General features: G+C 38.3%; 11 protein-coding genes. 1 reads left to right on the plus strand and 10 read right to left on the minus strand.

The window, feature by feature from the left end:
• The 6 genes from ACMZ6U_RS02690 to ACMZ6U_RS02715 all read right to left on the minus strand — a co-directional run.
• The coding region (locus tag ACMZ6U_RS02690; RefSeq protein WP_416106100.1) for a carboxylesterase family protein at positions 1-1,529 on the minus strand (1,529 nt) is incomplete at its 3' end.
• 450 nt (positions 1,530-1,979) lie between these two features.
• On the minus strand, positions 1,980-3,428 hold the full coding sequence (gene gtfA, locus ACMZ6U_RS02695; RefSeq protein WP_416106101.1) for a sucrose phosphorylase: 1,449 nt from the start codon (positions 3,426-3,428) through the stop codon (positions 1,980-1,982).
• Between the two features lie 61 nt (positions 3,429-3,489).
• Complete coding sequence (locus tag ACMZ6U_RS02700) at positions 3,490-4,323, minus strand: carbohydrate ABC transporter permease (RefSeq protein WP_115129609.1); 834 nt, start codon at positions 4,321-4,323, stop codon at positions 3,490-3,492.
• 11 nt (positions 4,324-4,334) lie between these two features.
• Entirely contained in the window at positions 4,335-5,201 is an 867-nt protein-coding gene (locus ACMZ6U_RS02705; RefSeq protein ID WP_416106102.1) for a carbohydrate ABC transporter permease, read from the minus strand.
• A 10-nt stretch (positions 5,202-5,211) separates the two neighbouring features.
• Positions 5,212-6,471: an extracellular solute-binding protein gene (locus tag ACMZ6U_RS02710; protein ID WP_416106103.1), complete on the minus strand. Its 1,260-nt coding sequence runs from the start codon at positions 6,469-6,471 to the stop codon at positions 5,212-5,214.
• 39 nt (positions 6,472-6,510) lie between these two features.
• Entirely contained in the window at positions 6,511-8,676 is a 2,166-nt protein-coding gene (locus ACMZ6U_RS02715; protein ID WP_416106104.1) for an alpha-galactosidase, read from the minus strand.
• 103 nt (positions 8,677-8,779) lie between these two features.
• On the opposite strand from ACMZ6U_RS02715, the gene ACMZ6U_RS02720 reads away from it, so the two are divergent.
• Entirely contained in the window at positions 8,780-9,616 is an 837-nt protein-coding gene (locus ACMZ6U_RS02720; RefSeq protein ID WP_416106105.1) for an AraC family transcriptional regulator, read from the plus strand.
• Positions 9,617-9,977: 361 nt separating this feature from the next.
• On the opposite strand, the gene ACMZ6U_RS02725 is transcribed toward ACMZ6U_RS02720, so the two are convergent.
• The 4 genes from ACMZ6U_RS02725 to ACMZ6U_RS02740 form a co-directional block, all read right to left on the minus strand.
• Positions 9,978-10,811, minus strand: coding sequence for an energy-coupling factor transporter transmembrane component T family protein (locus ACMZ6U_RS02725; RefSeq protein WP_416106106.1), 834 nt, complete (start codon positions 10,809-10,811; stop codon positions 9,978-9,980).
• A gap of 1 nt (position 10,812) precedes the next feature.
• Positions 10,813-12,483 (minus strand): ABC transporter ATP-binding protein, encoded by a 1,671-nt coding sequence (locus ACMZ6U_RS02730; protein ID WP_416106107.1) that lies wholly within the window; start codon positions 12,481-12,483, stop codon positions 10,813-10,815.
• Between the two features lie 85 nt (positions 12,484-12,568).
• Positions 12,569-13,117 carry an ECF-type riboflavin transporter substrate-binding protein gene (locus tag ACMZ6U_RS02735; RefSeq protein WP_416106108.1) on the minus strand — a complete coding sequence of 183 codons (549 nt, stop codon included), beginning with the start codon at positions 13,115-13,117 and terminating at the stop codon, positions 12,569-12,571.
• A gap of 16 nt (positions 13,118-13,133) precedes the next feature.
• Positions 13,134-13,979: an SAM hydrolase/SAM-dependent halogenase family protein gene (locus tag ACMZ6U_RS02740; RefSeq protein ID WP_416106109.1), complete on the minus strand. Its 846-nt coding sequence runs from the start codon at positions 13,977-13,979 to the stop codon at positions 13,134-13,136.
• Positions 13,980-14,054: the final 75 nt, after the last annotated feature.

Raw genomic sequence — 14,054 nt, forward strand, 5'->3', positions numbered from 1 at the left:
TTCTTAATTTTTGCCTTGTTTTTGCTTGCATCTAAACTCAGGACTTCATTACCTTTAGCAGTCCATTTATCCCATTTTGTTAGTTTTTTACTATTTGGATTTCCCGAACGAATAAAGTTTTTGAGATAGCCTTTGAAGTCCACTGATAATTGCTGAGCTCCCTTATTTTCAAAGGAATCGCCGATGAACGCTTCATAGTTCGAAGGTATTTGCAGCAATGGTTCAAAAATACCATGAAAAGCTCCTAGGCTATTGGCTAGTTTAGGTGTCACCTTTTCATTATCACCGTATGAAATTTCAGAAACGAAGATATCTGACGTATACTGCTTATCTAAAGTTCTAGCACTCTCAACACCATTAGAAAGGCGATAAAGTTGTCCCCCGTACTGACGTGCATAGAGGAATTCATTCAACTTTTTCTTATCTTTAAATAATTCTCCACTATTAAAATCTTCTGCAAACCGTTGGTCAAATGCAGCAAACAGAGAAAATTCATTCGTTCCAGTAACAAGCATCAAAGGAACATCGTTTAATTTAGTGGTTTCAAATCCTTCTTTAGGAATAACATTGCCATCTTTATACAGATGAGGGAAGACACTCATTCGGATGCCTGCATTTCCCATCAATTTTGCCAAGCGATCCGCTTTGACCGACGTTAAATAATCTTGAACCTCTTTAGAATCTGATAATAACCAAGACTTAGCTTCTTCTTCATTAGCTTTAAGACCATCTTCAACGACCAATGGCGCAATAGCTGAAGCAAATATTTCTTGGCTCTCTTCAACATCCGCTAAGGTCATTCCTCCACTGTAAGAAATAGCCTTATCATATTTTCCTTTAAATAAAGGAGAAGTCAGCGTCGCCATGACATCACGACCACCTGCAGAAAATCCTGTTAAGGTAACATTATCCTTGTCGCCACCAAAAGTTTCGATATTTTCCTTTACCCAATCCAAAGCTGACGCAATATCCAGCAAGGCATAGTTACCAGAGTTTTCTTCGTCGCTGCCTGTTTTTAGTGCTTCAAGCGGGTTAAATCCGAAAGCACCTAAACGATAATTAATGGAAACATAGACAGCGTCAATATCGTTAACAATCGTGTTACCCTTTATTTCTTGGGCATGACCTGTTTGATTATTCCCACCATGCAAAAAGACGACTACTGGCAAATCTGCCTTAGCATTATCAGGTCTAACCACATCCAAATTTAAGGCATTTTCTTGCCCGACAATTTCACCATTATTAAATTGGATGGCCTTATCTCCCACCTTTGTCGCATCAAAAGTATCCGTCCATTTAGCAACATCCTCGGGGGCTTTCCAACGTTCAGACGTGGCATAAGGAATCCCTAGCCACTCTATCGCTTTGTTCTCCTTATCCTTTTTCCCCTTTAATGTCCCACTACTAATCGTTTGCTCCAGAGATTTATCAAACTTTTCTTGAGCCGACACATGGGCAGATGCTAGTGTTAAACAGGCAAGACTAAGAAACGACGTTGTAACCAATGATTTTTTCAGTAAATGACTCATTAAAACCTCCATAATATTTTCACACATCGATAAATCCTAACATTCTCAGAGTAAAAATTAACTTGTATTCATTATCTTGGCCATATATATTCCCTCATCTTTTTTTGAAAATAAGAAAAAACCTAAATACACACAAAACAAGCCTATGCCTTATCGCATATTCTTATATCGTATCTACTTAGGTTTTGCCTGATTGAACAGTAACAATCCTTTTAAATAAAGTATAAATGGTTGTTTGATATTTTGCAAACGTTTTCTTTTGCAACTGTCACTACTTAATACTCATTGAAAATCAAAATCTGACTTGGTCAAGTTTACCTTGATGAACTTCAACTCTATCTGCGTCTCCTTACCTAGTCAAATCTCGTTTTTTTCGAGTATAAATATTTCACCTCAAAAGAGATAAAATATTTCAAAAAGGCATCTCCTTCGAGATACCTTTTTACAATGCTAGAGCGAAAAAATCACTTCTTGACCGTTTTCAGTTACCTCATAGCTTAAAGTTTTAAGATTAAGTTTCGCTTGTGCTTGTGTTTGTAAATCTGAACTCGTTCGTGTAATAGCAATCGTATTTTCATTAGGTATTTCAACATCAATAGTCCCTTTTAAATCAAAGGCTGCGCTATTATTTCGGAAACTAAAGAGTTTTAGTAAAGCTCTGACAACTGGACGTTTCACTTCTGCTGCAATTTCCTCACTAGTATAATAGTGTCTATTAATGTTACGGCCTTCTTTAGTACTTTCAAGCAATTCTAAATCATTTTTTCCAGCTAAGAAACCAACATAGTAAACTTGTGGAATACCTGGTGCAAAAGCTTGGATAAGACGTGCCAAGAAATATTTCTTATCATTATCTCCAAGAGCTGAGTAGTAAGTCGAGTTGATTTGGTAGATATCCAAGTTATTGTATTCAGCTGATGAGTACTTTCGTTTAACATTGGCTCCAACCTTGTAAAGTTCATTGGATGCAAATTCAATTTCTTCATCTGTCAAGATATCCTTGACATCTACCACACCGATACCATCGTGAGTATCAAGAGTGGTAAATTGTTTCATAGGACTCATTTTAAGCCATTTCGCTAACTGATGGGTATGCCCAGAATATAGAGCATGTAAGGTAACCATAGGTAAAGCAAAATCATAAACATAGTAATCATGATCAGCTATTTTGAACTGAATAGTGTAATGTTCATGAATCTCAGGTAGAATCTCTACACCAAATTCAGCTGCCGTGTCACGTACTTTATCGAGCAAAGCCCAAATTTCTGGTTCTACAAAGAAATCATTAGTATCTAATTTTTTGATAGCGTAGGCAAAAGCGTCAAGACGGATAAGATCACAACCATTGGAAGCTAAATTTTCAATGGTCTGCTTAATAAAATTCATGGTTACTTCTTTGGTAACATCAAGGTCAATCTGTTCATCCCCAAAGGTATTCCACAGATGCTCTGTTTTGCCATCTTTAAAAGTAATTTCTTGCTTCGGCGCACGGTCTTTACGTTTATAGATCAAATCAACATCTTCTTGTGTTGGACGATTTTCAGGCCAGAATTTATCCCAGTTCAAGAACAAATCTTTATAGACACTATTCTCATGTTTTTCTTGATAGTCTTTATAATACTTAGATTGCCGAGAGATATGGTTAATCATAAAATCAAACATCAGGTAGTATTTCTCACCCAATCGTTTTACGTCTGACCAATCCCCAAAAGCTGAATCGACTTCCTCATAATCCACTGGTGCGAAACCACGGTCACCTGTTGATGGAAAAAACGGGAGTAGATGAACCCCACCAACAGCATCCCCAAAGTATTTTTCTAAATTGTCATCAAGTTCTTTTAGATTTTTACCCAGACTATCTGAATAGGTAATCAACGTTGTTTTATTTTGAATTCCCATAATAACTCCTCACTACTGCCATAACATACTGTTTATTGCTACATAAGTTATACAAACTGTCTTATTTCACAGCACCATTACTCATTCCTGAAATAATATGTTTTTGGAAAATGAGATAGACAATGGTAATGGTAATAATACCTACAATGTACGATGCAAAGCTTGGTCCATAATCATTGAAGTACTGACCTGTATAGTTGTATTGAAAGAGTGGTAAAGTCCATAATTTAGCGTCCTTATTCAAAATCAAAAGTGGAAGCATAAAGTCATTCCAGAACCAAAGAGCATTAATAATCAAAGTGGTGGCGTGCATTGGCTTCAACATTGGAAAGACAACTTTTCGATAAGTAGTAAATTTATCTGCACCATCAATCTCAGCAGCCTCGTCAAGGCTATCTGGCACACTAAGTTTAATGTAACCAACATACAAGAATAAAGTTTGTGGGACAGCATAAGTAAGATATAGTAAGATAAGTCCCCACATATTTGCAAGTCCCAAGCGATTCATCATGACAGTGATAGGAATCATAATAACTTGAAAAGGTACAAAAATTCCTAAAATTAACAAACTGTACATGATATTAAAGGCTTTACGACGAGACATGTTTCGTGCGATAGAGTAAGCTGCTGCAGGTATCACCAGCATAACTGCTAGAACAGAACTCACTGTGATAATCGTTGAATTCAAGAAATAATCACTAATACCATCAGCCATTAGACGTTCATAGTTCTCAAAGGTTACTGGATTTGGCCAAGAGAAAAAATTATCGATAATATCTTTCGTTGTTTTGAAAGAGCTCAAAAAAGTTACTAACAGAGGAATTAGAATCAGGAATCCACCGATAGTTAGGAGGACATATTGCCAAAAACGATTGTGTTGTTCTTCTTTTTTCATGGTAATCACTCCTAAACTTCGAATTTTTTAGATAGTTTAATTTGCAAAATGGAAATTAATCCAATAATGACAAAGAGAACTAAGGCAATGGCATTTGCATAACCGTATTGATTTGATTTGAAAGCATAGTTATAGACCAAGAGCCCTAAAGATGTCGTGGCATCATTTGGACCTCCACCTGTCAGAGCAAAGATTTGGTCAAACGCTGTTAGACCAGCTTTCAAAGCCATGATAAATACCATAGAGATACTTGGAAGCAAGTAAGGAAGCTCAATATTCCAAAAGGTTTGTTTGTTACTAGCTCCGTCAATTGCTGCCGCTTCAACAATTTCAGCTGGAATAGACTGTAAACCAGACAAGAATAGAATAATAGGCATAGCAACTCCTTGCCATAAAAGGACAAAAATGACAGCGAATATTGCCCCAATATTGGTCCCTAAAAGACTTGTTTTTAAGAATTCTATCCCTAAAGCATTCCCAATAGCCGGAAGACCGTAGTTAAACACTTGTTTAAAAATCAACGACACAGTCAAGCCAGATAAAACGGCAGGAAAGAAGAACCATGCTCTGAAAAAAGTTGTTCCTTTCAACTTCGCGTTGAGAGCTCTAGCTACTAAAATTCCGATAACAATTTCCCCGATGATAAGAGCAATCGTTAAGACTATAGTGAACCCAATAGCTGCCATAAACTTTCCATCTGTCATCAAGATTTTATAATTGTTCAATCCCACAAAGTCAAAGTTATAAGTCAATCCCGTCCAGTTTGTCATACTATAAAAAGCACCCTGAAACATTGGAAAGTAGAAAAAGACAGATTGTAAGATTAAGGGAATAACCAGAAAAGTCCATCCCCAATATTTATTCAAAAATTGTCTCATGTGTCCACTCCTAATCTACATCTGCTTTCATTGGATTGAAGAAAGCATTGAAATCATTCGCCAATTCCCTATCATTACCAGTAGTGAGGTAATTGGTTGTTAAGGTATAGAAATCATTTTCACTTGTCCAGTCTTGGGCTAGCCATACAAGGTGACGGTCGCCGAAAGCATACTGGGCTAGTCCTGCTAATTCAGAGTCTTCATTCATTTTAACCCCTTTGACAGCAACTGGAGAACCATCAACATCGTAATACTTTTGCATAACTTCTTTAGATGTCATGTAAGCTACAAATTTATTAGCTTCCTTCGGATGTTCTGTTTTTGCTGAAATAGATAAGGCCAAATCACCAGCACCAATAGTTAAACTTTCATCAGGAGCCTTCCCTGGAAAAGCAAAGGTAGCAACCTCAAAATTTGGTTCTTGTTGTTTAATCATGGTCAAAGCCCATGAACCATTAACAGTCATCAAGGCATCTCCGCGAGAGAAGGCACCGATAGCATCTGTATAGGAAGCGCCCTGCCAGTTCGTTTGCAAAGCACCTTTTTTACGTAGTAAATCTAGACGCTTCATATCTTCTTTTAGAATCTTATCTTTGATTGAAATAGAGTTTGGTTTTGAAAAACGAAGATAATCATTAGCTTGCTCAAAACCACCAGTCACTGTTGCAATAGCTAGTTGATGATAACCATTTAGTGTCCAGCCTTCACCTCCTGCAATAGCAAATGGTGTCTGATCATCTTTAATCATCTGATCAACCAAATCTTCCATGTCATCCCATGTCTCAGGAACTTTATATCCCAATTTGTCAAAAGCTGTTTTATTAAAGTAAAATCCATACATATTCGCACTAAGTGGAACATTGTAAATCTTACCATCGATTGCATATTTCTCGGCGTAACCATCGACCAGGTTATCTAGATAAGGCTTATCTGTTAAATCTTCAAAATAACCTGCCTTTCCCCACTCTTGTAACTCCATACTTTGTGGGTATAGATTAGCAACATCAGGGATATCACCTGCTAAAACACGAGTTTTTAACACTTCTCCTGCATTAGGAACGTCAACAACATCTACATGAATCTTGGGATTTTCTTTTTCAAAATCCTTAGCAATTTCCTGAATCGTTTTTGACATTTCTTTTTTCTGGTTAAAATATTCAATCGTTACCTTACCATCAGCTGATGTTGATGATTTATTATCACAAGCTGTTAAGATTAACCCTGCCAAAAATAAACTGGCTGCTATCCCCATTTTTTGATACCATTTCATTTTGAGTTCTCCTTCAAATGGCTAATGTCTTTTAGACAATTAAGATTGTTTCACAAAGTAAAATTGACGGCTCAAATAATCTCCATTCGGCATATCAAGTGTCAAACCTGCGTACATGAGTTCCGCTCCTGAATAAACCAAGTCAGTTCCTTCCAATTGATAAAGAGCTTCCTCCTCCAGCCCTTTTAGCTTCAGAGTTGTTTCAATAGTTTCAATCGTCGATTGGATTCTAACATAAGTAACAACTGTTTGATTGTCATAAACAAACTGTAGAGCAGTTTCATTGCTTCCTTGTTCAGGATTAATAAGACGGTATTGCTTACCAAATTGAACAAGAGGACGGATTTTTTTGTAAAGAGCTACCTGATCAGAAACGAGTGCCTTTTCTTCCTTAGTCAGTTGCGTTAAATCCAATTCATATCCTAAATTTCCCATCATAGCTACGTGACCACGTGTTTGAACAGGTGTTATTCTACCCATCTGATGGTTAGGGGCTGCTGAAACATGAGCACCCATAGAGATAGTCGGATAGAGGTAAGAAGAGCCGTATTGAATCGGCAAACGTGCGATAGCATCTGTATTATCACTGGCCCATACTTGTGGGAAATAACGCATAACACCAAGATCGTTACGACCGCCACCGCCAGAGCAAGATTCAAAAAGAACATCCGGATGTTGACTGGTGAGATAATCTACCAACTCGTAAAAACCTAGCATATAAGCATGTGATTGCATTTGCGTTTCAAGATAAGTATCGCCATTACCAACATTAGTCATATTACGATTATAATCCCATTTGATATAGTCGATATCATTTTTGGTTAACAAATCATGGAAAGTTTGTTTGAGATAAGCAACCACTTGGGGATTTGCCAAGTTAAGCATCAGCTGGTTACGAGAATACGTGTGGCTTCGCTCCGGGGCTTGAATAGCCCAATCTGGATGTGATCTATAGAGGTCGCTGTCCTCTGAAATCATCTCAGGTTCGACCCAAAGACCAAATTTCATCCCTTTACTATGTACTTCGTTAATTAATTCTGATAAAGGACCACTTAATTTTTCTTCATTGACAGTCCAATCACCTAAAGCTCTATTATCATCAAAACGATTACCAAACCAGCCATCATCTAACACAAATAATTCTATCCCTAGTTGACTAGCTTCTTCCGCTAATTCGACTAATTTCTTTTTATCAAAATCAAAATAAGTAGCTTCCCAATTATTAATTAGGATTGGGCGTTCTTTATGTGAATAATTTTTAGAAATAATGTGATTCTTGATAAAGCACTGACTTTCTTCAGTCAATCCTGTTAAACCTTGATCCGAATAAGTCATCATAGCAACCGGTGTTACAAAAGTTTCCCCCTTTTCTAGTCTCCAAGCAAAGTTATCATCATTAATACCAATTCCTAGACGGACTTCATTTAATTGATTTTCCTGTGTAAAAGCTTGAAAATTACCACTATAGAGGAGTTGAAGAGCTAAGACCTCACCAAAACCTTCTGTTGCTTGATGCTCAGTCAAAATAATTGCAGGTGTTTGTCCATGTCCCGAAGCGCCACGATTAGACGAAATACTAAATGTCCCCTGTTGAAGTTTCTGACGACGAACTGTTTTCTCACGTGCATAAGCCCCTTGTAAGGTCAAAACATCATAATCTCGAGATGGTAAGTCAAGCATGGCAGATAGCAAACGGTGAATCACAACTTCATTATCTGAATGATTATTTAATATAGCAAAGGTTGTGATGGTTGAGGAACCTTCGAAGGCTGTGTAATAAAGTTTTAGGGTCAACTTTGCAACAGAATCTTCTAACCTAAGAGCTAAGGTCTCGGCGTTTTCACCGCTATGAGGACTTGGTAATCCTTGAGCCTCCACAATGCCGTCAATAATATCAAAATCAACTAATTTAAATTGTGTTAATTCATTATTCTGATGTTGAACGCGAATCGATGGATGGCGGAAATCACCAAAACCATATGAGCCTACCACTTGACGTTGTGTATCATAGCTATAGGTTCTAATCTCTGATGTAGGATTCCCAGAAAAAGCATGATCTCTCTCGAAAACAGTATTGGAAAAATGATAACTATCGATTTTTTTTCCAAAATGTTTTAGCAAAAGATCACCTCGGCGATTTTCTAAAATTAAAGATGAATCCTTGCTTGAAATATAGAAAAGATTGTCTTTAACAGTGATTCCCATAGTATTACCTCCTAGAAATAATTTCATTATACAACTAGCAAGCGCTTACTTAAATGGAATTTTGTTAGGTGAATATGGTAAAATGTTAGACAAGGAGTAGATTATGTTTTCAAATTATCAAAGTGGAACGATGGATGTCAGTCTTAATTTTTTTGGATATGAAAACTGTCCACCGGGCTACAGCTACGGTCCATCGATTCGTGAAATATATGTTTTACATTATATCACTCATGGTCAAGGAATATTTTATTATCAAAATAATGTCATCAATCTCAGAGAAGGTGATTTCTTCCTCTTAAAACCAAATGAGCTAACTTTTTATCAAGCAGATGACAAAAATCCCTGGTCCTATTATTGGTTAGGCCTCGGTGGGACTAAAATTGCAGACTACTTCCGCTACAGTCGTATCAATGAATTAACTTATTGGAAAAATAGTCAATCATGCGATACTCAAAAAATCGCCGAACAACTGATAACGCTTGCTGAGACTGCCAATCAATCTAAAGGGCATAATAGCCACCTCCATTTGCTAGGACGCATTTACGAGTTATTATTCCAGTTATCTCAAGCCTACCCTAGCCAAGATACTAGTGACTACCAATCAAGTTACCAACTTTATCTAGATGCCAAACATATGATAGACACACGCTACCTAATGACAGACCTTTCTATTCAGAGTATCGCTGACACACTATCAATCAATCGCAGTTATTTGACCACTATTTTTAAAGAATATCAGCAACAATCCCCCAAAGAATACTTGCTACACATTCGAATGCATCGCGCCAAGCAACTCCTAGAAAGTACAAAAGAAAGTATCAAAGTCATCGCCTTTTCAGTTGGCTTCTCCGATCCCCTATATTTTTCGAAGGCCTTTAAAAAATTCTGGCATTGTAGTCCCAGAGAGATGAGGGAAAAGGAGCCTGAGACAAAAGTCTGAACACAAACACAAAAACGAACAAAGATTATCTCTTATACATTACAAGAGCATCTTTTTGTTCGTTTTTTATGTATTTTATCAGCAAATCAGATTGAATAGTATGTTTTTTCTGATACTCAATAAAACTCTAAATATGAAACCATTTATGTACAACGTGTAAAACTAGACGATTTAATAGGATATGTAGCCTCGAACCATAATTCTATATTCAGATTTTGAATTTAAATCAGTATAAACTAAAAATCTTTTTGTTCCAGACACTTTTTACGCAGTAAACTTCAACATCAGATGAGATAGACTGACCGAGATATCACTAAATCTAGGTGTGGAAATCTGACTCATCTAAATTTTTTTAAGAGCATTAATATAAAAACGGATTATAAAACCTTCCCCCATTCAGATAAAAGAGGCTGATGGCGATAGCGACGATGATAATGCTAAGGAGGATGAGAAGACTGTCTTTCTTGGTCCATGCTTTAGCTTGGTACCAGCTTCTTTTTTTGTAGCGGCCGAAGCGGCGCAATTCCATAGCGGTTGATATGGTTTCAATACGCTCAAGCGATGAAAAAATCAGCGGTGTAATGATTTGGATATTACCTTTAATCCTGGATAGTAATGAGGCTTTCTTGGACAACTCCAAGCCTCGTGCTTCTTGAGCTTTTCGGATGGTTCCAAAATCTTCCTGCAAATCGGGAATATAGCGAAGAGTTAGGCTAACCGCATAAGCAAAACGATAGGGAAGACCTAACTGATTAAGGCTAGACGCAAACTGGCTCGGATGAGTAGTGAGCAGGAAAATCACTGCCAAAGGGAGAGTTGATAGGTATTTGATCGCCACATTAAAAAGGTAAAATAGCTCTTCTAGAGTGATGTCATAGGGGCCAGGACCATCGAGCAAGAGGGTCTTAGAGTCATACAAATCCACTCCATAATGCGGGGCAAATAGGTAAATCATCAAGATATTCAGTAGGGCAAAGAAGCCAACAAAGACAAAAACGAAGGAGACATCCTTCCATTTAATACCAGCCTTTTTAAATAATAAAAGCGAGGCCAAACTAACGATGATAAGAAAACGTGTATCATAGCTGGTCATGACTGCCACCGAAACTAAAATGAAAAAGAGGAGTTTACTAGTACCTGACAACTGGTACAAAGATCCTTGTCCAGGCTGATAGCCCAATAAACGATTTGCCATCTTAAACACCTCCTTTTAAGGATTGGTAATAGGCCGTGACCACTTCAGGGTCTTGCCCTATTTTTTGAGCCAAGTCATAAAGTGATGTTGGTTTAAGGTGAGCTGTTTTGACTAGTTCTGGATTGGATAAAACTGTCTGTGGCTTATCATCCGCGATAATGGTACGATCCGCCACAACAAGACAACGGTCGGCATAATCTAACATCAACTGCATATCATGGGTAATCATCAAAATCGTATGTCCTGCTGCGCTAAGTTCCTTGAGAAAGGACATGATTTCCTGATAAGTTCTCTGGTCTTGTCCCGCCGTTGGCTCATCTAAAATCAAGATTTGTGGATTCAAAATCAGAATAGAAGCAATCGTCACGCGCTTCTTCTGCCCAAAAGACAGGGCAGAAATCGGCCATTTGCGGTAAGGATAAAGCCCACAAACTTTCAAAATGTCTTCCACGCGCTCAGTAATTTCAGATTCTTCGATGCCACGAAGTCTAAGGCCAAGGGCTACCTCATCCCAAATCATAGTCTGACTAATCATCTGATTAGGATTTTGCAAAACGTAGCCAATCCGCTCCGCCCTTTCTTTAATGGAATCATTAACAATACATTGCCCCTTATAGAGCAGGTCTCCTTTCATAGGTAAATAAGCGCAAAGTGCCTTGGCCAGTGTTGATTTTCCTGTACCGTTCTTCCCAACTATGGCAACTAGTTCTCCTTTTGATAGGCTAAATGACAGACACTTCAAAATAGGATTTTCAGGGGAGTAACCAGCCGTCAAATGGTTGACTTCAAGTAAAAGCTTACTAGATTCTGTCTTTAATGCTTGTTCCACTGATGGTACGGTTAAGGCTGGTAAGGATAGTTTTGATAAATCAGCTAAATGATTTTTATCCTTCAAATCATGCCCTAAAGCCTTTAAAACTGTCAGGTAAAGCGGTTCTCTGATGCCATTGTCAACTAATAAATCACTAGACAACAAGTCATTGGCTTTCCCGTTATAAAGGATTTCCCCATCAGCCATTAAAACAATTCGGTCAATATCGATTTCTAAAACGTCTTCCAAACGATGCTCGATGATAAGGGTTGTCGCACCAACTTCTTGGTGCATGCGGTCAATCAAGTGCATGGTTTCTTGACCAGCTTGGGGATCTAAATTAGCCAAAGGCTCATCAAATAGTAAGATAGGACTCTCATCAATCAAGACACCAGCCAAACTTACCCGTTGCTTTTGACCTCCCGATAAGTCCTGAGGACGATGGTGGGTCAATTGTTCCAAGTCTAGTCTGGCTGTCCATTCGGCAACGCGCTCCGCCATTTCAGCATGAGGCAGCTGATCATTTTCCAAGGCAAAAGCAATGTCTTCTGCCACACTAAGTCCGATGAACTGACCATCTGGGTCTTGTAAAACAGTAGATACCAAAAAAGACTGGTCATAGATAGACAATTTCTCAGCCTCTTGACCAGCAATGGTTAGTTTCCCAGACATTATCCCAGAGTAGGTTCCAGGAATGATGCCATTTAAACATTGGCCCAGAGTGGATTTACCACTGCCTGATGGCCCTAAAATTAAGACTTTCTCACCTTGCTCAATCGTTAGATTAATCCCTTTTAAAGTGGGAGTAGTCTGAGCATCATAGGTAAACGAAAAGTCTTCAAAACAAATATAATTTGTCATTTTTCGTTACTCATCTGAAGCAAATAAGGGAGTGGACCCAACTCCTCAAAGCTTGGACAGCACTCCACTTATACCCTATTGACTCCTAATCTTTAGTCAAACTTCCTTTTTTCGTACGCGTTTTAGCGTACAAAGCCAAAAGCAAGCTGCCACCAATCCCAATGGTAAAGATATTAACCAAGGCTGATAAAAAGCCCTGAGCATATACTTTATTGGATGGTTCACTATAAATAATAACATCTGCATAAGGTGCAATCAAGCCCCAACCTAAAACATTGATAACCACTTGTGTCACATTAAAAATAACATAGTCTTTGGCAGTGATATAGCCCTTATTGATGTCAATTTTACGGCTAATTAAACCAATAACAAGACCAACAAGACCTGACACCAAGACCCATGTCCACCAAGGAGACCCGTATTGAAGAGCATCCTTAAGCGCGTGTCCGATAAAGCCTGAGAAGAAACCAACTGTTGGACCATAAATCACAGCAAACAAAGCTAGAACAGCATACTGTAACTGGATACTGGTATTAGGAATGGCTGTTGGAATATTGACCAAAATCCCAATAATCACAAATAGAGCTGCGCCGATACCTGTAGCAACGACCGTTTTAATAGAATTGTTTTTCATAATCTTTTAAATCCTTTTACTTAATCTGTTTAATGCTAATGCGCCAACTTGATCCAACGCCGACATTATAGGCTTTAGCGAAGGATCCTTGGTTAATGGCTAGTCCGACACGATAGAGTGAATTGATGTATAAAATCGGCTGACCTAGTCCCACATCAGCAAAGGATTTGCCATAGGTAACCTGATTTTGATAAATCAAAAGGTCATGGTGGGAAATCGTCACTTCAAATCGATCACCAAAACTTGGCGACAAATGTTGAAACTCCTCACGGCTAATCGACGTCCACAAGGAACCAAAACGAACATCAAGAATGTCAATAGCACCTGAAATCTGTGTTTCGGATAGTTGCGTTTCCACTTCTGCCACTTCTAAAATCTGATCAACTGAGAGTTCAGGTCCAACTTCTTCAAAAGAAATATGACCCGAAGCCAACTTGGCACCGGTATAGGCATAAACATCACGACCATGGAAGGTATAAGAATGCTCCGTGTTTTGACGGCGATTTTCCACCTCAGAAATTTCACGAACTGCCTTAATACCAATATGGCGTTTGATGTGCGACAAGGTCCCATTATCAGGCGTGACAATATACTGATTTTGCTCAGTTAGAGCTACCACGCTCTTGCGTGATGAGCCAACACCTGGGTCAACAACAGAGACAAAAGTCGTGCCTTCTGGCCAATATTCAATAGTCTGAAAGAGGCGATAGCTAGCTTCAAACGTATTATAAGGTGTGATATCATGAGTCAAATGATGAACACCAAGACTTAGATCTTCTTGAAGAGCAACCCCAATCATAGCAGACACCGCACCATCAACCAAGCCAAAATCTGACTGTAAAACCAAGAGTTTATTCGACATAATTTCCCTTTCAAGTGACTTCATTAAGTCACTGATTTTATATTGGACTTGTTCAGAAACGACTACTCTTTCTAG

The organism is Streptococcus pluranimalium, from assembly GCF_047785745.1.
GTDB lineage: Bacteria > Bacillota > Bacilli > Lactobacillales > Streptococcaceae > Streptococcus > Streptococcus pluranimalium_B.